Source organism: Streptomyces sp. NPDC002784, assembly GCF_053592135.1.
This window is the reverse complement of sequence record NZ_JBSFVD010000004.1, coordinates 158440-178807: the sequence shown is the minus strand read 5'-3', so window position 1 is coordinate 178807 and position 20368 is coordinate 158440. Positions and strand designations below refer to the sequence as shown.

General features: G+C 71.5%; 19 protein-coding genes. 8 read left to right on the top strand and 11 right to left on the bottom strand.

Translation table 11 applies throughout. The annotated features are described in order from the left end of the window. Positions 1–30: 30 nt before the first annotated feature. The gene (locus ACWD1Z_RS10780) at positions 31–852 is read right to left on the bottom strand and encodes an ABC transporter permease (protein WP_451117437.1); all 822 of its coding nucleotides are present in this window, start codon (positions 850–852) and stop codon (positions 31–33) included. Further along, the gene (locus ACWD1Z_RS10775) at positions 849–1811 is read right to left on the bottom strand and encodes an ATP-binding cassette domain-containing protein (RefSeq protein WP_451117435.1); all 963 of its coding nucleotides are present in this window, start codon (positions 1809–1811) and stop codon (positions 849–851) included. The genes ACWD1Z_RS10780 and ACWD1Z_RS10775 overlap by 4 nt, the downstream gene beginning before the upstream one ends. A gap of 88 nt (positions 1812–1899) precedes the next feature. On the opposite strand from ACWD1Z_RS10775, the gene ACWD1Z_RS10770 reads away from it, so the two are divergent. Next, the gene (locus ACWD1Z_RS10770) at positions 1900–2667 is read left to right on the top strand and encodes a TetR/AcrR family transcriptional regulator (protein WP_451117433.1); all 768 of its coding nucleotides are present in this window, start codon (positions 1900–1902) and stop codon (positions 2665–2667) included. A 10-nt stretch (positions 2668–2677) separates the two neighbouring features. Here ACWD1Z_RS10770 and ACWD1Z_RS10765 read toward each other — a convergent pair whose 3' ends face one another. Beyond that, positions 2678–3649, bottom strand: a complete 972-nt coding sequence (locus ACWD1Z_RS10765) for a WD40 repeat domain-containing protein (RefSeq protein WP_451117431.1) — start codon at positions 3647–3649, stop codon at positions 2678–2680. Between the two features lie 94 nt (positions 3650–3743). Between ACWD1Z_RS10765 and ACWD1Z_RS10760 the strand changes: the two genes are divergently transcribed. The 4 genes from ACWD1Z_RS10760 (at position 3744) to ACWD1Z_RS10745 (ending at position 6757) form a co-directional block, all read left to right on the top strand. Further along, positions 3744–4430 (top strand): SGNH/GDSL hydrolase family protein, encoded by a 687-nt coding sequence (locus tag ACWD1Z_RS10760; RefSeq protein WP_451117429.1) that lies wholly within the window; start codon positions 3744–3746, stop codon positions 4428–4430. Positions 4431–4502: 72 nt separating this feature from the next. Further along, positions 4503–5087, top strand: coding sequence for a Uma2 family endonuclease (locus ACWD1Z_RS10755; RefSeq protein WP_451117427.1), 585 nt, complete (start codon positions 4503–4505; stop codon positions 5085–5087). A 14-nt stretch (positions 5088–5101) separates the two neighbouring features. Continuing rightward, complete coding sequence (locus tag ACWD1Z_RS10750) at positions 5102–5722, top strand: maltokinase N-terminal cap-like domain-containing protein (RefSeq protein WP_451117425.1); 621 nt, start codon at positions 5102–5104, stop codon at positions 5720–5722. Between the two features lie 45 nt (positions 5723–5767). After that, positions 5768–6757 carry an aldo/keto reductase gene (locus tag ACWD1Z_RS10745; protein WP_451117423.1) on the top strand — a complete coding sequence of 330 codons (990 nt, stop codon included), beginning with the start codon at positions 5768–5770 and terminating at the stop codon, positions 6755–6757. Positions 6758–6916: 159 nt separating this feature from the next. On the opposite strand, the gene thpR is transcribed toward ACWD1Z_RS10745, so the two are convergent. From thpR to ACWD1Z_RS10730, 3 genes are read right to left on the bottom strand one after another with little or no spacing between them, the layout of a single operon-like run. Further along, positions 6917–7489 carry an RNA 2',3'-cyclic phosphodiesterase gene (gene thpR / locus ACWD1Z_RS10740; protein WP_451117422.1) on the bottom strand — a complete coding sequence of 191 codons (573 nt, stop codon included), beginning with the start codon at positions 7487–7489 and terminating at the stop codon, positions 6917–6919. Between the two features lie 16 nt (positions 7490–7505). Then, the gene (locus tag ACWD1Z_RS10735) at positions 7506–8846 is read right to left on the bottom strand and encodes an MFS transporter (RefSeq protein WP_451117421.1); all 1341 of its coding nucleotides are present in this window, start codon (positions 8844–8846) and stop codon (positions 7506–7508) included. 27 nt (positions 8847–8873) lie between these two features. After that, positions 8874–9311, bottom strand: a complete 438-nt coding sequence (locus ACWD1Z_RS10730) for a MarR family winged helix-turn-helix transcriptional regulator (RefSeq protein WP_451117420.1) — start codon at positions 9309–9311, stop codon at positions 8874–8876. A 153-nt stretch (positions 9312–9464) separates the two neighbouring features. Here ACWD1Z_RS10730 and ACWD1Z_RS10725 point away from each other — a divergent pair, with 153 nt between their 5' ends. After that, the gene (locus tag ACWD1Z_RS10725) at positions 9465–9647 is read left to right on the top strand and encodes a BrnA antitoxin family protein (protein WP_250071919.1); all 183 of its coding nucleotides are present in this window, start codon (positions 9465–9467) and stop codon (positions 9645–9647) included. Here ACWD1Z_RS10725 and ACWD1Z_RS10720 read toward each other — a convergent pair. Next, a complete protein-coding gene (locus tag ACWD1Z_RS10720) occupies positions 9640–11091 on the bottom strand; it encodes an NCS2 family permease (RefSeq protein WP_451117417.1) in 1452 nt (483 codons plus the stop codon). The two genes, ACWD1Z_RS10725 and ACWD1Z_RS10720, sit on opposite strands and share 8 nt — an antisense overlap. Before the next feature lie 111 nt (positions 11092–11202). Between ACWD1Z_RS10720 and ACWD1Z_RS10715 the strand changes: the two genes are divergently transcribed. Together ACWD1Z_RS10715 and ACWD1Z_RS10710 are read left to right on the top strand one after the other, a co-directional pair. Then, complete coding sequence (locus ACWD1Z_RS10715; RefSeq protein ID WP_451117415.1) at positions 11203–11454, top strand: DUF2530 domain-containing protein; 252 nt, start codon at positions 11203–11205, stop codon at positions 11452–11454. Positions 11455–11566: 112 nt separating this feature from the next. Beyond that, positions 11567–13960 (top strand): cation-translocating P-type ATPase, encoded by a 2394-nt coding sequence (locus ACWD1Z_RS10710; RefSeq protein ID WP_451117413.1) that lies wholly within the window; start codon positions 11567–11569, stop codon positions 13958–13960. A 6-nt stretch (positions 13961–13966) separates the two neighbouring features. Here the strand turns inward: ACWD1Z_RS10710 and ACWD1Z_RS10705 are convergent, their stop codons facing one another. The 4 genes from ACWD1Z_RS10705 to ACWD1Z_RS10690 all read right to left on the bottom strand — a co-directional run bounded on the left by ACWD1Z_RS10705 (position 13967) and on the right by ACWD1Z_RS10690 (position 20324). Continuing rightward, entirely contained in the window at positions 13967–14860 is an 894-nt protein-coding gene (locus tag ACWD1Z_RS10705) for a hypothetical protein (protein WP_451117412.1), read from the bottom strand. 150 nt (positions 14861–15010) lie between these two features. Continuing rightward, on the bottom strand, positions 15011–15946 hold the full coding sequence (locus ACWD1Z_RS10700) for a hypothetical protein (RefSeq protein ID WP_451117410.1): 936 nt from the start codon (positions 15944–15946) through the stop codon (positions 15011–15013). A gap of 178 nt (positions 15947–16124) precedes the next feature. After that, complete coding sequence (locus ACWD1Z_RS10695; protein ID WP_451117408.1) at positions 16125–19262, bottom strand: sacsin N-terminal ATP-binding-like domain-containing protein; 3138 nt, start codon at positions 19260–19262, stop codon at positions 16125–16127. Between the two features lie 135 nt (positions 19263–19397). Beyond that, positions 19398–20324 carry a DUF3027 domain-containing protein gene (locus ACWD1Z_RS10690; protein ID WP_451117407.1) on the bottom strand — a complete coding sequence of 309 codons (927 nt, stop codon included), beginning with the start codon at positions 20322–20324 and terminating at the stop codon, positions 19398–19400. Between the last annotated feature and the right edge of the window lie 44 nt (positions 20325–20368).

Genomic DNA, 20368 nt, shown 5'->3' with positions numbered 1-20368 from the left:
CTTTTGACCGCCAGCTTTCTGGAAGATCCTTCAGCGGCCGAGCTTCTGGAACCGCCGCACCGCGAGCGGCAGGAAGATCGCCGTCAGGACGAGGGGCCAGACGCCCGCCATCAGCAGGGCGTTCTGCTCGATCCAGGAGTCACCGCCGCCGACCGGGGTCCCGAAGAGGTCGCGGGTGGCCGCGGCCGTGGAGGAGATCGGGTTCCAGGCCGCGACCCAGCCCAGCCAGTCCGGCATCAGCTGCGGCGCGACGAAGATGCTGGAGATCATCGTCAGCGGGAAGGCGACCGCGAACAGTCCGCCCGCCGCCTCCGGGTTGGGGACGAGCAGACCGAGCCACACCCCGATCCAGATCAGCGAGAACCGCAGCCACAGCAGCAGCCCGAACGCGGCCAGGAAGTTGAGCCCGCCGTCCGGCCGCCAGCCCATCGCGACCGCGGTCAGCATCATGATCGCCAACTCGGCGCAGGCGCCCAGCAGATCGGTGACCCCGCGACCGGCGACCACCGCCGAGGAGGCCATGGGCATCGAGCGGAACCGGTCGAGGACGCCCTTGGTGGAGTCGTAGACCACCACGGTCGCGGTGTTGATGAAGCCGAAGGCCATGGTCATCACGAACATGCCGGGCATCAGGAAGTCCTTGTAGTCCCCGCCACCGGGCACCTGCATGGCGCTGCCGAAGACATAGCCGTAGAGCAGGACGGAGAGGATCGGGAAGCCCAGCTGCCAGGCGATGTTGACCGGCTGGCGCTGATAGTGGGTCAGTCCGCGGCGGACGATGTTCCATACGTCGGAGAGCAGCCAGTACGTACGGCCGCCCGGGGCCTGCGTGTTCAGGTCCACGGCGCTCATGCCGCCGCCTCCTTCTCGGTGCGGTGTCCGGTCAGGCGCAGGAACACGTCGTCGAGGCTCGGCCTGCGCAGCCCGATGTCCTCGACCCGCACGCCCTCGTCCTGGAGGGTGCGGGCGACCTCGGTGAGCGCGCTCACCCGGTCGGTCACCGGGGCATGGACCCGCAACTCGGCCTCGTCCGCCTCGGGTTCACCGTCCGAGACCCGGGAGACGACCTTCACCACCCGCGGGATCTCCGACCGCTCGGCGACCACGACCTCGACCCGGTCCCCGCCGACGAGGTTCTTCAGCCCGTCGGGGGTGTCGTCGGCGATGGCCCGCCCCTGGTCGATGACGGTGATCCGGGAGGCCAGCTTGTCGGCCTCCTCCAGATACTGCGTGGTCAGCAGCACGGTCGTGCCGCTCGCCACCAACGCCCGCACCGACTCCCAGACTTCGCCCCGGCTGCGGGGGTCGAGCCCGGTCGTCGGCTCGTCCAGGAACAGCACAGCGGGGGCGAGGATCATCGAGGCGGCGAGGTCGAGACGGCGCCGCATGCCGCCGCTGTACTTGGCGACGCCCTTCCCGGCGGCGTCGGTCAGGTCGAACTGCTCCAGCAGCTCGGTGGCGCGCGCCTTGGCCCGCTTGCCGCCGAGGTGGAACAGGCGGCCGAACATCTCCAGGTTCTGCCGGCCGGTGAGCACCTCGTCCACGGCGGCGTACTGCCCGGTGAGCCCGATCCTGGCGCGCACCTGGCGCGACTGACGGACGACGTCCAGGCCGGCCACCGTCGCCCGGCCGCCGTCCAGCCTCAGCAGCGTGGACAGGATGCGCACGGCCGTGGTCTTGCCCGCGCCGTTCGGGCCGAGCAGTCCGTGCACGGTGCCCTCACGGACGGCCAGGTCGAAGCCGTCCAGGGCACGCTTGTCGCCGTAGCGCTTCTCCAGCGCCTCGGCCCGTACGGCGTATCCGTCGCTCATGGGGTCCCCTTCTCCGTAACTGAGTACACCGTACCCGATTGCGCGTACGCCGTACCCAGTTTTTTTCGGAGGACCTAAACTGAAGGGCATGACCAGCGGCAAGGGCGGTACGGAGACCAGTGGCAGCGGTGACATCGCCCGCACCATGGAGCTGCTCTGGGACACCGGCAGGCGCCCCAGCCGCGGGCCCAAACCGGCCCTCACCCTCGACCAGATCGTGGAAGCCGCCGTCCGGGTGGCGGACGGCGAGGGCCTGGAGGCGGTCTCCATGCGCCGGGTCGCCGCCGAACTCGGCACCGGCACCATGTCGCTGTACCGGTACGTCCCCGGCAAGGGCGAGCTGCTCGACCTGATGCTGGACCGCGTCCAGCGCCCCTCCGAGAACCCCGCCGACCTCGGCGACGGCAGCTGGCGCTCGGCGCTGGAGGCGCTGGGCCGCGCCACGCTCGACCTCTACCGCCGCCACCCGTGGCTGCTCCAGGTCAACCAGTCCCGTCCGCTCCTCGGCCCGAGCGCCCTGGACGGCATGGAGAAGATCCTCGCCCGGCTCAAGCCGATGGGCCTGAGCGACCCCGAGACGGTCTCGGCGATCATCATGGTCGACGGCTATGTGGTGGGCGCCGCGCGCACCCAGCTGTACCAGCGGGAGGCGGAGCGGCGCACCGGCCTGACGGACGCGGAGTTCTGGCAGGCGCAGACGCCGATGCTGGAGAAGGTCCTGACGTCCGGCCGCTACCCGCTGCTCTCCTCGCTGGCCGAGGACACCTGGAGCTCCGACTTCGACCACTTCGAGTTCGGGCTCCAGCGGATCCTGGACGGTCTCGAAGTGTTCGTGGCCCGGCGCCGGGAGGAGTGAGAGCGGGGGGTCAGCGCCGCCGCAGCCGCCGGAAGCCGAGCGCGACGGCGAGGACAGCGGCCACGGCCAAGGCGCCGACCTTGTAGTCCCCGCCGCCCTCGCCGTCCTCGCCGGTCGCCGAACTCCCCTCCCCCGAGGGTGACTTGCCGGTACCCTCCGCGTCCCCCGGGGCGTCCTCCGGTTCCACGGAGCTCTCGGCGCCCTCGGCGCCGTACATGAGCGTCGAGCCGTCGGCGGTGTAGGTGACCGACTCGCCCTGCCCGAGGAACGGCACGCTCAGCCGGCCGGTCTTCTTCAGGTCGCCGCCGTTCCAGTCGTAGGCGGCGGCGCCGAAGTAGCTGCGGACGACGAGCGTGCTCCCGTCGGGCGCGAGGGTGGCGTCGGTGGCCTGGAGGTTCGCGACGGTGGCGCCGGGCTTGAAGACGTTGGTGCCGGAGGCGGAGAGCTCGGCCGGGCCCTCGTAGAGGCGGCTGTCCCCGTCCTGCTTGTCCACGATGTAGACGCGCCCGGTCTTGGGGTGCACGACGAGCGACTCGGCGTCCCGCGCCCCGTCCTGGTACTTCACGACGTACTGCGTGGCCCTGACCGTCAGGTCCCGCAGCTCCTCGGGCTCGGGCAGCCGGTAGATCCACACGTGCGGCCAGGTGCCGCCGAGGTTGTCGCCGATGTCCCCGACATAGAGCTGGTTGCCGGGCCCGACGGAGATCGCCTCGACGTCACGGGGGGCGCCGACGCCGGTCATGGTGATCGTGGCGACGGTGTCGCCGGTGGCGCTGTCCACGGCGTAGAGGTAGGCGCCGTCGTCGCTGTCGTTGTGGGTCCAGTAGATGCCGGGGTGCTGGCGCGAGGCGGCGAGACCGCTGGACTCGGTGATGCGCGGGTCCTTGATGGTGAAGCCGTCGTCGCCGTCGGCTGCGGCGGCGGGCACGGCGCACGCGCCCGCGAGGAGGGCGGCGGCGAGGACGGCGAAGGGTCGGCGCATGCCGTCAAGCCTGCCATCCCGCCCCGCCGTTCGGGCGGGCGGGCGTGTCCGGCCTCACACCCCACCCGTCCCGCGGATCGTTCATCATGAGCGGATGCTCAGGTTCATGCCCGTCGGTGACTCCCAGACGATCGGAAGCGCGGGCGAACACACCTGGCGCCACCGGCTGTGGCGGCACCTGCGCGACACCTGCGGCGGCCCCTTCACCCTCGTCGGCCCGCGCGAGACGCTGTACGACAAGGCGACGGACGCGCCCACGTCGTACGCGTACGCCGACCCCGACTTCCCCCGGGCCCACCTCGCCGGGTGGGGCGAGGGCTGGCTGCACATGGCCCCGCTGATCGGCGAGGCGGTGCGCACCCACCGGGCGGACGTGCTCCTGGTCTCCCTGGGCCTGATCGACCTGGGCTTCTACACGAACCCGGAGCAGACGGCGGAGAACGTACGCGCCTTCGTGGCCGAGGCGCGGGCGGCCCGGCCGAAGGTGCGGATGGCGATCCTGCCGGTCGTCCCCAACGTCCGGGCGGAGTCCGAGCCGGATTTCGGCGCCCAGGTCACCCGCTTCAACGAACTCCTGGCGAAGACCGTCGCCGACCTGGACGAACCCCGCTCACCGCTGCTGCTGACCTCGCCCCCGCCGTCGTACGACATCACCCTCGACACCTACGACGGCACCCATCCGAACGCGAGCGGCGAGCACAAGATCGCGCAGGCGTTCGCGACGGCGATGTGGCAGGGGTGGGGGATCGGCGGGGAATACGTTCCTGAGTGCGGCTCGTGACCTCGTGACCGCTCGTATCGTTGTACTGCGCGGCTGACCGTGTTCGAGCGGCAGCCGGGGAGGAGCGCCACGATGACCGTCCTGGAAGACAGGATCGAGATGGCCGAGATGAACCACGGGCCGACTCTGGACGACCTGTTCGAGTCGCTTGAGCGGATCACCCCCGATGGATACAGGGTCGAGATCGTCGAGGGGACCGTTTTCATGTCGCCGCAGCGGGACACGCACTGGGAACTCATCGCCGACATCTACGACCAGCTTCGCACCAAATACCCGCGCCAGCGCATCAAATCCGACGTCCGCATCGACTACCCAGGCCACCTCAACGGCTTCGCGACCGACGTGACACTGCTGGCCGAGGGAGCCGAGAAGACGGAAGAGGGCCGCTGGCGTTGCAAGGACGTCGTTTTCGTAGCCGAGGTGATCTCCAAGGGAACCGCCGCCAACGACTACGGCCCCAAGAAGTCCGCCTACGCCGTCGCCGACGTCCCCCTCTACCTGGTCGTCGACCCCTACCAGGGCCGGTGTCACCTCTACACGAACCCCAAGGGCGACGACTACGCCACCGAGACCAAGGTCCCCTTCGGGGACGAGGTGGACCTCACCGGCACCGTCGTCGATCTCACCCTCAGGACCGACGAGTTCCCCCGCGACTGACACAATCGGCCGACATGGCGATCATTCATCACACCACCCTGAAGCCCACCAAGCTCGACCTGCTCACCACCTGGCTGCCCACCCGCCCCTGGTACGCAGGCACCGGCACCCCGGAGCTGACCAAGGCCGGCGGCTTCCGGCTGGACGATCCGGCGGGCGAGGTGGGGATCGAGTTCATGGTGGCGGCCGATGCCGACGGGGCCGCCTACCTCGTCCCCCTCACCTACCGCGGCGCCCCGCTGGACGGCGCCGAGCACGCCCTCGTCGGGACCATGGAGCACGGCGTGCTGGGCAAGCGCTGGGCCTACGACGGCTGCCAGGACCCGGTGCTGGTCGCCGAGTTGTTCGCCCTGGTCGAGGGGAGCGCCCAGGCGCAGGCGCAGAGCGTCGACAACACCCCGGACCCTGACATCGCCCGCTCCTTCACCGGCACCGGCGGCCTGCGGGCGCACGGCCCCGCCGTGGACGACGAGTCCGGCACCGAGCTGCCCGCCGAGGACGGCACCACCCTCCGCCTCCACCGGCGCCTCGGCCTGCCCGACACCCCTCCCCCGGGCGCCGCCGGCCATGTCGCCGGGCCCTGGACGGCCCGGGACGGCAGCCGCGTACGGGGCCTGTTCGCCGAACTGCGGTAAGGGACGCTTGCTTCGAGTCCGCTCTACGGCGTTGGCTGGACCGTCATGAAGTACACGCAGCTCGGACGCACGGGTCTCAAGGTCAGCCGACTCGTCCTCGGCACCATGAACTTCGGACCGCAGACCGACGAAGCCGACAGCCACGCGATCATGGACGCGGCGCTGGACGCGGGCATCAACTTCTTCGACACCGCCAATGTGTACGGCTGGGGCGAGGACAAGGGCCGCACCGAGTCGATCATCGGCAGCTGGTTCGCCCAGGGCGGCGACCGCCGCGACAAGGTCGTCCTCGCCACCAAGGTGTACGGCAACATGGGCGCCGACGGCCCGGCCTGGCCGAACCACGACAAACTCTCGGCGCTCAACATCCGCCGGGCCGTCGACGCCTCGCTGAAGCGGCTCGGCACCGACTACATCGACCTCTACCAGTTCCACCACATCGACCGGGACACCCCGTTCGAGGAGATCTGGCAGGCCATCGACGTCCTCGTGCAGCAGGGCAAGATCCTGTACGCGGGGTCCAGCAACTTCCCCGGCTACAAGATCGCCCAGGCCAACGAGACCGCCGCCCGCCGCGGCTCGTACGGCCTGGTCAGTGAGCAGTGCCTGTACAACCTCTACGAGCGGCGCGCCGAGATGGAGGTCATCCCGGCCGCGCAGGACTACGGGCTCGGCGTCATCCCCTGGTCACCGCTGCACGGCGGTCTGCTCGGCGGCGTGATCAAGAAGGAGGCGGAGGGCGGGCGACGCGGTTCCGGGCGCGCGGCCGACACCCTCGCCGACCCGGCCGCCCGCGCCCGGCTGCAGTCCTACGAGGATCTGCTGGACAAGCACGGCGTGGCGCCCGGTGAGGCGGCCCTGGCATGGCTCCTCACGCGTCCCGGCGTCACCGGCCCGATCGTCGGTCCGCGCACGGCTCAGCAGCTCGACTCCGCGGTGAAGGCGGCCGAGCTGGAGCTGAACGAGGAGCTGCTGACCGGGCTGGAGGAGATCTTCCCCGGTCCGGGGCCCTCTCCGGAGGCGTTCGCCTGGTAGCGCGGGAGCCGGCGGCACGGGGAGGGGAGCGCGCCCGGTCGGGTGCCGGGGCGCTCCCCTCACCTGCCGACTGCGGAGGCCAGGGCCACCACGACGAACATCAGCACAAGCGCACCGGCCATGATCCGGTTCCGGGTTTTCGGGTCCACGCCATCGAGCCTAACCGGCCCCGCCGAGCGGCCGGCGGGCGACCGCCTCGTACCGGGGCTGCTCGCCCGGCACCCCGGACACCGGCAGCTCGCTGCGCATCAGCACCAGCTCCCGCACCGTCCAGGTGCGGCTCGTGAAGGCGTCCAGCGCCGTCCGGCAGGGGCGGGTGTCCACGGCCGCCCGGCTGCGGGCCACGGTCAGATGCGCCGTGTACCGCCGGTGCTCCCCCATCGCCACGCCCGCCTTCCGCCCCGCCGCCTCCGCCCGGTCGGCGAGCAGGCGCAGGGCCGGCAGATCCCCCTCCGCGCCCACCCACAGCACCCGCCCGTGCCCGAACTGCCCGCCCCCGCGCAGGGCCAGCGGGAAGGGCCGCGTCCGGTGCGCCGCCCGCGCGAGCCGCTCCGACAGATCGGGGACGACGGCGTCGTCGACCTCGCCGTAGAAGGCGAGGGTGAAGTGCCACCCGGGGCGGCCGGTCCAGCGCAGGGCGTCCGAGCCGGGCAGATGCTTCAACCGGTTCACCTCGGCGGCCAGTTCACGGGAAACGTCGTCCGGCGGGAGCAGCGCGGCGAAGAGTCTCATGGGCCCACCCTGCCACTCAGGCCACCGGTGCCAGTCGCTCCCGCTCCCTCGGTACGAACCGGACCACCGGGTGGCCGTGGCGCCAGCTCAGCGCCAGCCGGAGGTTGCCGACGCGGGCCAGGACCAGCCCGATCACGACCGCGGCGGCCGCCGCGATCACCCCGCCGGCGGCCAGGCCCGCCCGGACGCCGTAGGCGTCGGTGATCCAGCCGGCGATCGGCGCGCCCAGCGGGGCGCCGCCCATGAACACCATCATGTACAGGGCCATCACCCGGCCGCGCATGGCCGGGTCGGTGCTGAGCTGGACGCTGCTGTTGGCGGTGACGTTGACCGTCATGCCGAACATCCCGATCGGGATCATGAGCAGGGCGAACAGCCACAGCGAGGGGGCGAGGGCGGCCACGATCTCCAGCGCGCCGAAGGCCACCGCGCCCGCGACCAGCACCCGCAGCCGGGCGGTGCCGCGGCGGGCGGCGAGCAGGGCGCCCGCCAGGGAGCCGACCGCCATCAGGGTGTTGAACAGGCTGTAGGAGCCGGCGCCCGCGTGGAAGACGTCGTCGGCGAAGGCGGAGAGGTAGACGGGGAAGTTGAAGCCGAAGGTGCTGACGAACCCGACCAGGACGATCGTCCAGATCAGCTCCGGGCGTCCGGCGACATACCGCAGGCCCTCTCTCATCTGGCCCTTGCCGCGCGGGGCGCGCTCGACGACGTGCAGGTCCCGGGAGCGCATCAGCAGCAGTCCGGCGATGGGCGCGACGAAGGACAGGCCGTTGAAGAGGAAGGCCCAGCCCGTGCCCACACCGGTGATCATCAGGCCGGCCACCGCCGGGCCGACGAGCCGCGCGGACTGGAAGTTCGCGGAGTTCAGGCTGACCGCGTTCTGGAGCTGGTCGGGGCCGACCATCTCGGTGACGAAGGTCTGCCGGGCCGGGTTGTCGACGACGGTCGCGAGGCCCACGGCGAGGGCGGCGAGGTAGACGTGCCAGACCTCGACGTGTCCGTTCAGGGTGAGGAAGGCGAGCGCGAGGCCGGTCAGGGCCATGGACGCCTGGGTGACCAGCAGCGTGGGCCGCTTGGGCAGCCGGTCGACCAGGACACCGCCGTACAGGCCGAGGAGCAGCATCGGCAGGAACTGCAGAGCCGTCGTGATGCCGACGGCGGTCGCGGAGCCGGTGAGGCTGAGGACCAGCCAGTCCTGGGCGATGCGCTGCATCCAGGTGCCGGTGTTGGAGACGACCTGCCCGATGAAGAACAGGCGGTAGTTGCGGATGCGCAGCGAACCGAACATCGAGGACTTGCGGGGGGTGGTAGGGGTGGCCGGTGCGGGGGCGGAGGGTGCTCCGGATCCCGTACTCAACAGGGTTCGCCTCCTTCTGCCTGCTGCTTACAGATGTGCGAGCTTCTCCAGTACGGGGGCGGCGGCGCGGAGTTTCGCCCACTCGTCCTCGTCGAGAGCGTCGATCAGGGTGGCCAGGAAGGCGTTGCGCTTGGCGCGGCTCTCGGCGAGCATCGCCTCGGCCTGCTCGGTCTTCGTGACGACCTTCTGGCGCCGGTCATCGGGGTGCGGCTCCAGCCGGACCAGTCCCTTGGCCTCCAGCAGCGCGACGATGCGGGTCATCGACGGCGGCTGGACATGCTCCTTGCGGGCGAGTTCGCCCGGGGTGGCCTGGCCGCAGGTGGACAGGGTGCCGAGCACCGACATCTCGGTGGGGCTCAGCGACTCGTCGACCCGCTGGTGCTTGAGCCGACGGGACAGCCGCATGACCGCGGAGCGCAGGGAGTTCACGGCGGCAGCGTCGTCGCCATGGGTAAGGTCCGACATGTTCTTTAGGTTAACTCATTACCCTGACTAAGGACCACCCTGACACGCATACGTGCCCGTGACCCTGGCCACTGAACCCCGCCATCACTCGTACGAGTGAGCCGAATCCGGAAAGTGACCCATGGTCCGGCCGCCTGAGGTGACCCTCATGCCATGGGGACCAGCGTGCTCAGCCTGCGGATGGACGGGGAGCTGCTCGAACGGCTCCGGCACCATGCGGCGAAAAGAGGAATGAGCGTCCAGGACTACGTGGTCCGGACGCTCATTCGCGACGACTTCGACGAGCGGTTCCAGACCGCCGTGGAAGAGACAGAGAAGTTCTACGGCCTTACGTGAGGCCCAGCGCCGGCATCAGGTAGTAGAAGCCGAACACCGCCGCCACGACATACATCGCCGCGGGGATCTCCCTGCCCCGCCCGGCCGCGAGCCGCAGCACCACGAAGGTGATGAAGCCCATGCCGATGCCGTTGGTGATGGAGTAGGTGAACGGCATCATCAGCATCGTCACGAACGCCGGGATCGCGATCGTGTAGTCGGCCCAGTCGATCTCCTTGACGGAGTTCGCGAGGATCAGGAAGCCGACCGCGAGCAGCGCCGGGGTGGCCGCCTGGGACGGGACCATGGTGGCGATGGGCGTCAGGAAGAGCGCGACGGTGAAGAGGCCGCCGGTGACGACGTTCGCGAAGCCGGTGCGGGCGCCCTCGCCGACGCCGGCCGTGGACTCCACGAAGGCCGTGGTGGCCGAGGAGGAGCTGGCACCGCCCGCGGCGACCGCGACGCCGTCCACGAACAGGACCTTGTTGATGCCTGGCATCTGGCCCTGGGCGTCGGTCAGCTTGGCCTCGTCGGAGACGCCCATGATCGTGCCCATCGCGTCGAAGAAGCACGACAGCAGGACCGTGAAGACGAACAGCACGCCGGTCAGCACACCGACCTTCTCGAACCCGCCGAAGAGGCTGAACTCACCGATCAGGCCGAAGTCCGGGGAGGCGACCGGGTTGCCGGGCCACTTCGGGGTGGTCAGGCCCCAGGAGGGGATGTCCGCGATCGCCTCGATGATCACCGCGAGGACCGTCATCGCGACGATCGAGATCAGGATGGCGCCGGAGACCTTGCGCACGATCAGGGCCAGCGTCAGCAGCGCGCCCAGGATGAAGACGAGCACCGGCCAGCCGTTGAGGTGACCGTCGCCGCCGAGCTGGAGCGGGACGGTGGTCTGGGCGGCGTCCGGGATGCGGGAGACGAACCCGGCGTCGACGAGCCCGATCAGCATGATGAACAGGCCGATACCGATCGAGATCGCCTTGCGCAGCCCGAACGGCACCGCGTTCATCACGCGCTCGCGCAGGCCGGTGGCGACCAGCAGCATCACCACGAAACCGGCGAGGACGACCATGCCCATGGCGTCCGGCCAGGACATCCGGGGCGCGAGCTGGAGCGCGACGACCGAGTTCACCCCGAGCCCCGCGGCCAGCGCGATCGGCACATTGCCGATGACGCCCATCAGCAGGGTGGTGAAGGCGGCGGTCAGGGCGGTGGCGGTGACCAGCCGGCCGTTGTCGAGCTGGTTGCCGTACATGTCCTTCGCGCTGCCCAGGATGATCGGGTTCAGCACGATGATGTAGGCCATCGCAAAGAAGGTGGCGAAGCCACCGCGCACCTCACGCGCGAGCGTGCTGCCCCGCTCCGAGATCTTGAAGTAGCGGTCGAGCGCACCATGGGCGGGCGCGCCGCCCGGCTGCTCGGGGGCGGGGACCTTGGCGGAGGCCGAGGTGGTCATTGGCGTTTCCTACGAACAGAAGTGGTCAAAGACAAACGGTTTCAGTATGAACATATGAGGGAGGGAGCGCTATCTCCGCGCGTAGACCGGCGTGGCCCGTAAGCTGTGCGCATGGCGAAGTGGACACCCCAGCACGAGGCGCCGGAGCCCCTGGAGGGCCCCGTCGTCGCCACCATCACGGGCGGCACGATCCTCTGGTTCGTCCTCTTCCTGGTCCAGCTCCCCTTCTACGGCTGGCTCGACGACCACGGGCACCTGTGGTGGCTGTGGACCTGCCTGGCCGGCGGCGGACTCGGCCTGATCGGCGTCTGGTACGTCCGCAAGCGGGACGCGGCGCTCAAGCGCGAGGCCGCCGCCGAGTAACCGCCCGGCGTACAACCACGGCACCACTTCGCCCCGTTGTCCGTCCTCCCCAGGTCGGATCTTCCGCGCACTCGGCGGGTGAAGCCGTAAATCCGCACGTACCGTCGAATGCATGACGCACATCGACGCGGGCACCGAAGTCGATCCCGGCCACCCCCTGCCCGCCCCGGTGGGCAAGGGCGGGCTGACCGCCGCCGAAGTGGCCGAGCGGGTCGCGCGGGGGCAGGTCAACGACATCCCGGTGCGCAGCAGCCGGTCCACCGTCGAGATCGTCCGCGCCAACGTCTTCACCCGGTTCAACGCGATCATCGGCGTGCTCTGGCTGATCATGCTGGTCGTCGCGCCGATCCAGGACAGCCTGTTCGGCTTCGTCATCCTCGCCAACACCGGCATCGGCATCGTCCAGGAGTGGCGGGCGAAGAAGACCCTGGACTCGCTCGCCGTCATCGGGGAGGCCCGGCCCACCGTCCGGCGCGACGGGGCCCCGGCCGAGGTCAGCACCTCGGAGATCGTGCTCGACGACCTCATGGAGATCGGCCCCGGCGACAAGGCCGTCGTCGACGGCGTCTGCGTCGAGGCCGACGGCCTGGAGATCGACGAGTCCCTGCTCACCGGCGAGGCCGACCCGGTCGTCAAACGGCCCGGGGACCAGATCCTGTCCGGCAGCTTCGTGGTCGCGGGCGGCGGCGCCTTCCAGGCCACCAAGGTGGGCCGCGAGGCCTACGCCGCCCAGCTCGCCGAGGAGGCCTCCCGCTTCACCCTGGTCCACTCCGAGCTGCGCTCCGGCATCTCCACCATCCTCAAGTACGTGACCTGGATGATGATCCCGGCCGCGCTCGGCCTGGTCGCCACCCAGCTCTTCGTGAAGAACACGGACCTCGACGACTCGATCGCCCGGACCGTCGGCGGCATCGTCCCCATGGTCCCGGAGGGCCTGGTCCTGCTCACCTCCGTGGCCTTCGCGATCGGCGTCATCCGACTTGGCCGAAAACAGTGCCTCGTCCAGGAACTTCCGGCCATCGAGGGCCTCGCCCGCGTCGACACCGTCTGCCTCGACAAGACCGGCACCCTCACCGAGGGCGGCATGGACGTCACCGAGCTGCGACCCCTCAACGGCAGCGACGAGTCCTACGTCCGCACGGTCCTCGGCGCCCTCGGCGAGTCCGACCCCCGCCCCAACGCCTCCCTCCAGGCCATCATCGACGCCTGCCCCGAGGCCGAGGGCTGGCGCTGCACCGAGTCCCTGCCCTTCTCCTCCGCCCGCAAGTACAGCGGCGCCACCCTCAGCGAGAGCGACGGCGAGTCCGGTACGTGGCTGCTGGGGGCGCCCGACGTCCTGCTCGCCCCGGACGACCCCGCCCTCGCCGAGACCGAGCGGCTCAACGAACAGGGCCTGCGCGTCCTCCTGCTCGCCCGCGCCGCGCACGAGCTGGACGCCCCCGACGTGGCCGCCGGCGCCCGGCCGACCGCGCTGGTGGTGCTGGAGCAGCGGCTGCGGCCCGACGCGGCCGACACCCTGCGCTACTTCGCCGAGCAGAACGTCAGCGCCAAGGTCATCTCCGGCGACAACGCCGTCTCCGTGGGCGCGGTCGCGGCGAAGCTCGGGCTGGCGGGCAGCACCGTCGACGCCCGGCTGCTGCCCCACGACAGGGACGGCATGGCGGACGCGCTCGACGCGGGCACGGTGTTCGGGCGGGTCACCCCGCAGCAGAAGCGGGACATGGTGGGCGCGCTCCAGGCGCACGGGCACACCGTCGCGATGACCGGGGACGGCGTGAACGACGTCCTCGCGCTGAAGGACGCCGACATCGGCGTCTCCATGGGCTCCGGGTCCGAGGCCACCCGGGCGGTCGCCCAGATCGTGCTGCTGAACAACAGCTTCGCGACACTCCCCTCGGTGGTCGCCGAGGGACGGCGGGTCATCGGGAACATCACCCGGGTCGCCACGCTGTTCCTGGTGAAGACGGTGTACTCGGTGCTGCTGGCGGTGCTGGTGGTGTGCTGGCAGGTGGAGTACCCGTTCCTGCCACGGCACTTGACGCTGCTGTCCACCCTCACCATCGGCGTCCCCGCCTTCTTCCTCGCCCTCGCGCCCAACAAGGAGCGGGCCAGGCCCCAGTTCGTGCGGCGGGTGATGCGGTACTCGATCCCGGGCGGGGTGGTCGCCGCGGTCGCGACCTTCCTGACGTATCTGATCGCCCGTCACCACTACACGGGCGAGGGCGCGCTGGACGCGGAGACCAGCGCGGCGACGCTCACCCTGTTCCTGATCTCGATGTGGGTGCTGGCGATCATCGCCCGGCCGTACACCTGGTGGCGGATCGCCCTGGTCGCGTCCATGGGGCTCGGCTTCGTCCTGGTCCTGGCCGTGCCCTGGCTGCAGGAGTTCTTCGCGCTGAAGCTGGTCGGGCAGACCATGCCGTGGATCGCGGTGGGCATCTCGGTGGGAGCGGCGGCCGCCCTGGAAGTGACCTGGAAGTGGGTCGACCGCCGGTTCCCGGCGTAGGCAGTCCTACTGCACGTCGATGGCGTCGCCCTTGGCGCTCACCGGGGCGGTGCTCGTGATGCCCGCGTAGGTGAAGCGGTAGTAGCCGTCCTCGGACGCCGTGACCGTCGTCTTCAGGGCGCCGCCCGTGGCGGTCTGGATGCCCTTGACGTTGGTGTACGCCGAGGTGCCCGCCTTGCGGAACTGGAGCACCACCTTCTGGCCGGCCGGGAGGCCCACGTACTTCTCGGCCTGCCAGTCGGCGCGGGTCAGCTTGCCGGTGACCGTGAGGGTCTTGCCCTTCTGCACCGGCTCCGGGGAGGCGTTGACCGTCAGCTTCGACGCGCGCTGCACCAGCGTGCCGCCGAGGTCGCCCTGGTCGGCGTACCCGACCTTGGTGATGTCGTAGTTCTCGCCGAGCGGGTCCTGGCCGTTCTGGGCGAGCGCGAGGGCCGCGCCCTTCCAGCTGCCCGCGTCGGAGTTCGCCAGTTCGCCCTCGGCCGGGAGGATGTCGATCTTGCCGGTGCAGGTGGCGGTGGTGGCCGAGGTCGAGGCGCAGGTGGCCGGCTTGGTGCCGAACAGCATGTTGTCCGGGGTGGTGTAGGCGCCCTTGTAGAGGTAGGGGCCGGTCTGGAAGTCTTCGGCCTCGATGTCGACGTCGGCGGCGTGGGTCATCGTGTAGGTGACCGTCGTCGAGACGGGGGCGGTCGTGCCGACCTTGACCGTCTTGGCGATCTTGAAGTCGGAGAAGGTGACGTCCATGTCGTACGGGGCGTCCGCGCGGGTGCCGTAGGCGTCACGGATCTTCTCGACGCCGGCGCGGTAGGCGGAGGCGGAGTCGTCGGCCTGCGCGGCCGGCGCGGCGAAGGCGGACAGGGCCAGGGCGCCGGAGACGGCGGCCACGGTGGCGCGAATACGCATGCGTTCCCCAAATGGTCGTGAAGAGAGCCTGGATGCTCCGCATGATCAGAGGGGCAAGCGGACCGTTCGGTTGCCCGACGGCCCCCAAAACACCGACACCCGGCCCCGGATGGCTTCCGGGGGCCGGGCGTCGGCGGAGGTGCGAGGTGCTTACTGCACGTCGACGAAGTCGCCCGTGGCCGTGGCGGGCGCGGTGCTGGCGATGCCCGCGTACTTGAAGCGCCAGTAACCGTCGCTGGAGGCCGTGACGGTCGTCTTCAGCGCGCCGCCGGAAGCGGTCTTGATGCCCTTGACGTTCGTGTAGGTGGACGTGCCCGCCTTACGGAACTGCAGCACCACCGACTGGCCGCTGGGCAGGCCGACGTAGGAGCCGCTGTCCCAGCTGGCGCGGGAGAGCTTGCCGGTCACCGTGAGGGTCGCACCCTTCCGCACCGGCTCCGGGGAGGCGTTGACCGTCAGCTTGGACAGGCGCTGGAGCTTGGTGGTGCCCAGGCTGTCCTGCACGGCGACACCGACGTTGTCCCAGTTGACGCTCTCGGACATCGGGTCCTCGCCGTTGTAGTCGACGGCCCAGCCGCCGACCTTCCACGTGGTGGCGTCGGCGTTGGACAGCTCGAACTCGGGGTAGACGTCGATCGTGCCCTTGCAGGTGGCCGTGGTGGCCGATGTGGCGGTGCAGGTCGGCCACTCATCGCCGTAGAGCAGGTTCGTCGGCTCCTCGTAGGTGCCGCCGCGCCAGATGTCCACGTCGAAGAGGAGCTCGGGGTCCGTCAGGTCGACGTCGGCGCCGTGCGTGACGGTGTACGTGACCGGCACGGTCTTCTTCGCGGTGGTGCCGACGACGATCGGCTTGCCGCTGTTGACCTTGACGTTGGAGAAGGTGAAGTCCAGCGCGTACGGGGTGCCCGTGTCGGCGGCGGCGTAGGTGCTGCGGGCGGAGCCGTCAGCGGCCTGCTTCGCGGCCTGCACGGACTGCTTGATGTCATCGAGGGTGTGCGAGTTGGTGTCTGCCTGCGCGAGAGGCGCTACGACGGCGGACAGGGCGAGGGCGCCGGTGACGGCGGCCACGGTGGCACGTATGCGCATGTGTTCCCCACGTTGGAGAGGGGCCCCGACGGTGGTCGTTCCCTACGGCTCGTCGTCGGCCGGGGCCCAAAGTGATCGTGGAGCCTGTTGGCTCGCATGATCAGATCCATGACGCGGGTGAATGGTTGTACGGCGTACGAAAATTGTGTGCGGGAATTTCCCGGACCGTGTGAAGACCTCAGTCGAACCAGCGGTCCCGCGCCAGCTCCCGCGTCCGCGACGGATCCTCCAGCAGCGCCGCCACCTCGAACCGCCGCGGCCACTGCCGGGCCGCCCAGGCCAGCCCCGCCGCGACGCCCTCCAGCGTGGCCGCGTGCAGCACGCCGTCGTCGGTGAGCCGCCAGTCGATCTCCACGCCGTCCACGACGAGTTCCTCGTGCTCGACGTAGGAGACCGGCGTCCGCGCCCCCAGCAGCACCCGCACCGGCTCCGGTACGTCGTGCTCGGTGCCCTCGGAGTCGACGGACCCGGTGACGAACTCGCTCAGCCGCCGCACCTGGAACAGCTCGGCCAGTTCGGCGGCGCGCGACGGCCGTACCGGCAGCAGCGGGACGCCCCCGGTGAAGGGGAGCAGGTCGGGGGAGTCGACGACCACGGCGTCGGCCGCGTCCACCACCTCCACCCGGCCGTCGACCACGGCCCGCAGCTCGTCCGGCAGGGTCACCCGCTCGGGGTCGAGGTCGGCCAGCGCGCCGTACAGGGCGTGCAGTTGGGACCCGGTCACCGTCCGTCCGGGATCGGCGAGCCGGTCCAGCAGCTCGGCGGCGCCGCCGGGTTCGTCGAGCAGCGCGGCCACGGAGGTGCGCACCCCCAGGGCGCGCAGCACCTGTTCGTCGTCGAACCCTGTCGCGTCGGCCTCGTCGTACAGGCCGCGCAGCAGCGGGTCGCCGCCGGAGGCGAGCAGTCCGGCCGGGCGGCGGCCGTCGAGCACCGGGTGCCCGCGCAACCACCAGGCGGTGTAGGGCCGTACGACCTCATGCGTGCCGTCGGGCAGCAGGATCCGCACCTGCTGGGTGAGGGCGTCCCTGAGCGGCGGCCGGGCCAGCAGGGCCAGCGCCTGCGGCCACTTGTCGTCGTCGACGAGGTCCAGGTCGCGCACGGCGACCAGTTCCGTGGCGACGGGCGGCACCGGTGTGTCCGGGAAGCGGTCGAGGATGTCCTCGCTCCACACGTCCACGGCGTCCAGCAGTCCGGCGTCGTCGGGCTGGGCGAAGTCGCCCTCGCGGGGCTCCAGTTCGTCCGGGTCGAGGACCACGTCCGTGGCGCGGACCAGCGCGAAGGTCGCGAGCACTCCGCAGGCCGCGAGCGGCTGTTCGCCCCACCGCTCGGCCAGTTCGGCGTCCACGGCGGCGAGTTCGCCCTCGCGCATGACCTGGTGGAAGGGGCTGCCGGGCAGCACCAGCTCGCCCGCGGGCGCCAGTTCGCCCTCCTCGTCGGGCAGGGCGAGGGCGCCGAGCCAGGGCTCGTCACCCGGTTCGAGGTCGGCGTCGCGCACCAGGGCCAGCACGGTGTCGGCCAGCTCCTCGGCGTCGAGCGTGTCCCGCTCCCAGTCGAGACCGCCCTCGTCGTCCAGGGAGGCGGCCACCGCGGCCCGCACCTGCGGGGTGGTGAGCACGGCCCGCGGGGTGGCGGCCAGCGCGCCCAGCTTCTCCAGCAGCGGGTGGGCGGCGTCCGGGTGCGCGACCTTCAGGCCGAGCCGGGCGAGCAGTTCCAGGTCGATCCCGGCGTCCGCGGTGGGCAGCAGCACCTGACGCGGGCCGATGGTGGTCCGCCCTCCCCCAGCGAGCGGCACCGGCAGCCCGGAGAGCCGGTCGGGGTCCACTCCGGCGAGGCTGTCGTAGAGCCGCCGCCACCAGTCGGGTTCCTTCTCCAGGCCGGCCAGCCGGTCGACGGCGTCGGTCAGCGGCACCCGTGCGACGCCCAACGTCCGCAGCTCCACCCGCCGTTCGAGCCCGGCGGGCAGCAGGGTGGGCAGCACCTCGGCGAGGACCCGCACGGTGTCGGCGCCCGCGCCCTCCACGACCTCCGCGTCCCGGGGCCGCACGGCCTCGGGGAGAGCGTCGGTGTCGGCTTCGGGGGTGGGCGGCGCGAATGCCGACGGCGGGAGGGCGGGCGGGAGGAACTCCGTGCGCGGCAGCCGCTCCAGGATCGCCGCGCGCAGGGCGCCGTCCAGCTCGCCCTTCCCCAGCGGGCCGGGCACCAGGTCGATGATCCCCGCGGTCACCGGCCGCCAGGCGGCGAGCAGCTCGGCGTAGGCGTCGGCCGCGCGCTGCACCAGGAAGTCGGTCAGCGGGCCGGGGGCCGCGTGCCGCCGGGTGGTGTCCAGCGGGAAGGAGGCGATGAGCAGCGCGGGCACCCCGAGGGCCTCGTCGCTCGGGGTCGGCGCGTGCACGACGGGGCTGGTCCGCGGCCGGACGGGGGCGCCGTCCTCGTCGGCGGGCACGGCCCAGGTGACCGACCAGTGCGGCCGCAGCCGCTCCTCGACGGGCCGGTCGGCCAGCAGCTCGGCCGCGGCCGGCCCGCTCGCCGTCGTGGTCCGCCAGCGGGTGGCGCCGTCGCGGGAGTCCTCCACGACGGTGAAGTCGCCGTCCGTGCGGCGGCTGATCGTGCGCACGGTGTCCGTCTCGACGACGACCTCGGTGAGCCCCGGCAGGGCGAGCAGCAGGGCGTCGTCGATGGCGCCCAGGAGCCGCTCGGCGAGGTCGGCGGCGGCCGCGTCGCGCAACGGCAGGATGACGGCGGTGTCGTAGGGGCCGGGGGCGGTGCCCTCGGCGGCGAACGGGAGCCGCAGCAGGGGCACGTGCCCGTCGCGGCGCCGGATCTCGTCCCCGAGGCCGGGGCTGTGCCGGGCGGTGTCGGCGGCGAGCTCCCGGGCCTCGGCGAGCGACCAGCGCACCCCGCCGTGCCGGCCGACCACGGCGGGCTCGTCGGTGACGGACAGGACGGCGGCGAAACCGACGCCGAAGCGGCCGATGGAGGGCGTGTCCCGCTTGGCGGAGGCGCGGAGCGTGGCGAGCGACTCGACGCCGGCCGCGTCCAGCGGCGCGCCGGTGTTGGCGGCGACGAGGACACCCTCGCGCAGGGTGAGCCGGAGCCGTCCGGGCACGCCCGCGCGGGCGGCGGCGTCGGCGGCGTTCTGAGCGAGTTCGACGACGAGGCGGTCCCGGTATCCGCCGAGGACGAGGTCCTCCTCGGCGTTGGCGTCCTCCCGGAACCGGGCCGGGCTGGTGGCCCAGGCGTCCAGTACACCGCGTCGCAGCCGGGCGGTCCCGAACGGATCCGCTCCCTCGACGGCCGGCCGCACGAACTTGCTCACGTTCACTCCACTCATCGGCGTGACGATGAAGGTACCGCGAGGTGGGGCGCCGCTAACCCCGGGCCGAGGGCTCCAGGGGGTGCGTCACGGCTAGGTCCTGTCGTTTGGACGCCGGGGTGATCCAAACGACAGGGCTTAGGAGTGCCCCAAGTCCGCCGCGTCCTCGTCCGACACCGCCGGCACCGAGCCCGAGTCCGAGGACGGGCGCAGCGGGAAGGGGTCCACCGTCGTCTCGTCGATCACCGGCGGGGCCGGCTGCGGGGGCTTGGGCATGACGGCCGCCTCGGAGTGGCCGCCGCAGCCGTAGGTCAGCGAGACGACCCGGCCGTCGGCCGGGGAGAACTCGTTGGCGCAGACGCCGAAGGCCTGGCCCAGGGAGCCGCCGAGGCGCATCAGGAAGCCGCAGCTGACGCAGGAGGCGGGGGCGGCCTGCGCCATCGGGGTCTTGGCGCCGAACGCCTCCTCCCACCGGTCGGCGGCGACATGCAGGCCGTAGCGCGACAGGACCCGGGCCCGGCGCATGCCCAGTTCCTCGGCGACGGCGGCGATCGAGCCACGGGCCGGGACGACCGGCAGGTGGGCGGGGCTGCCGCCGGTGACCTCGGCGTCCTCGGCCTCGACCAGCTCGGCCATCTCGTGCGAGACGGCGGAACTCGGCACCGGCTCGTCCTCGCCGGTGTAGCCGGGCTCCAGACGCAGGTCCTCGGCGTCGGTGGGGAGCAGATCGCCGGGGCCCATGTCGCCGGGGCGCAGCCGCTCGCTCCACGGCACCCACTCGGGCGCGAGGAGGGCGTCCGGGCCGGGCAGGAGGACCACCTCGTCGAGCGTGACGAGCTTCGCGCGGGAGGCCCGGGCCACCGTCACGGCCCAGCGCCAGCCGCGGTAGCCGAGCTCCTTGCACTCGAAGAAGTGCGTCACGACGCGGTCGCCCTCGGAGACCAGACCCACGTGCTCCCCGACGACGCCGGGCGCGGCTGCCTCCTCGGCGGCGGTGCGGGCGAGGTCGGTCGCCTCGGCGCACAGGCGGTCGGGGGTGCGGCTTCGCGTGGTCGCTGCGCTCACAGGTATCGCTTCTCTCCTACGCCGTCTCTCGGGTGCGGCTGCCT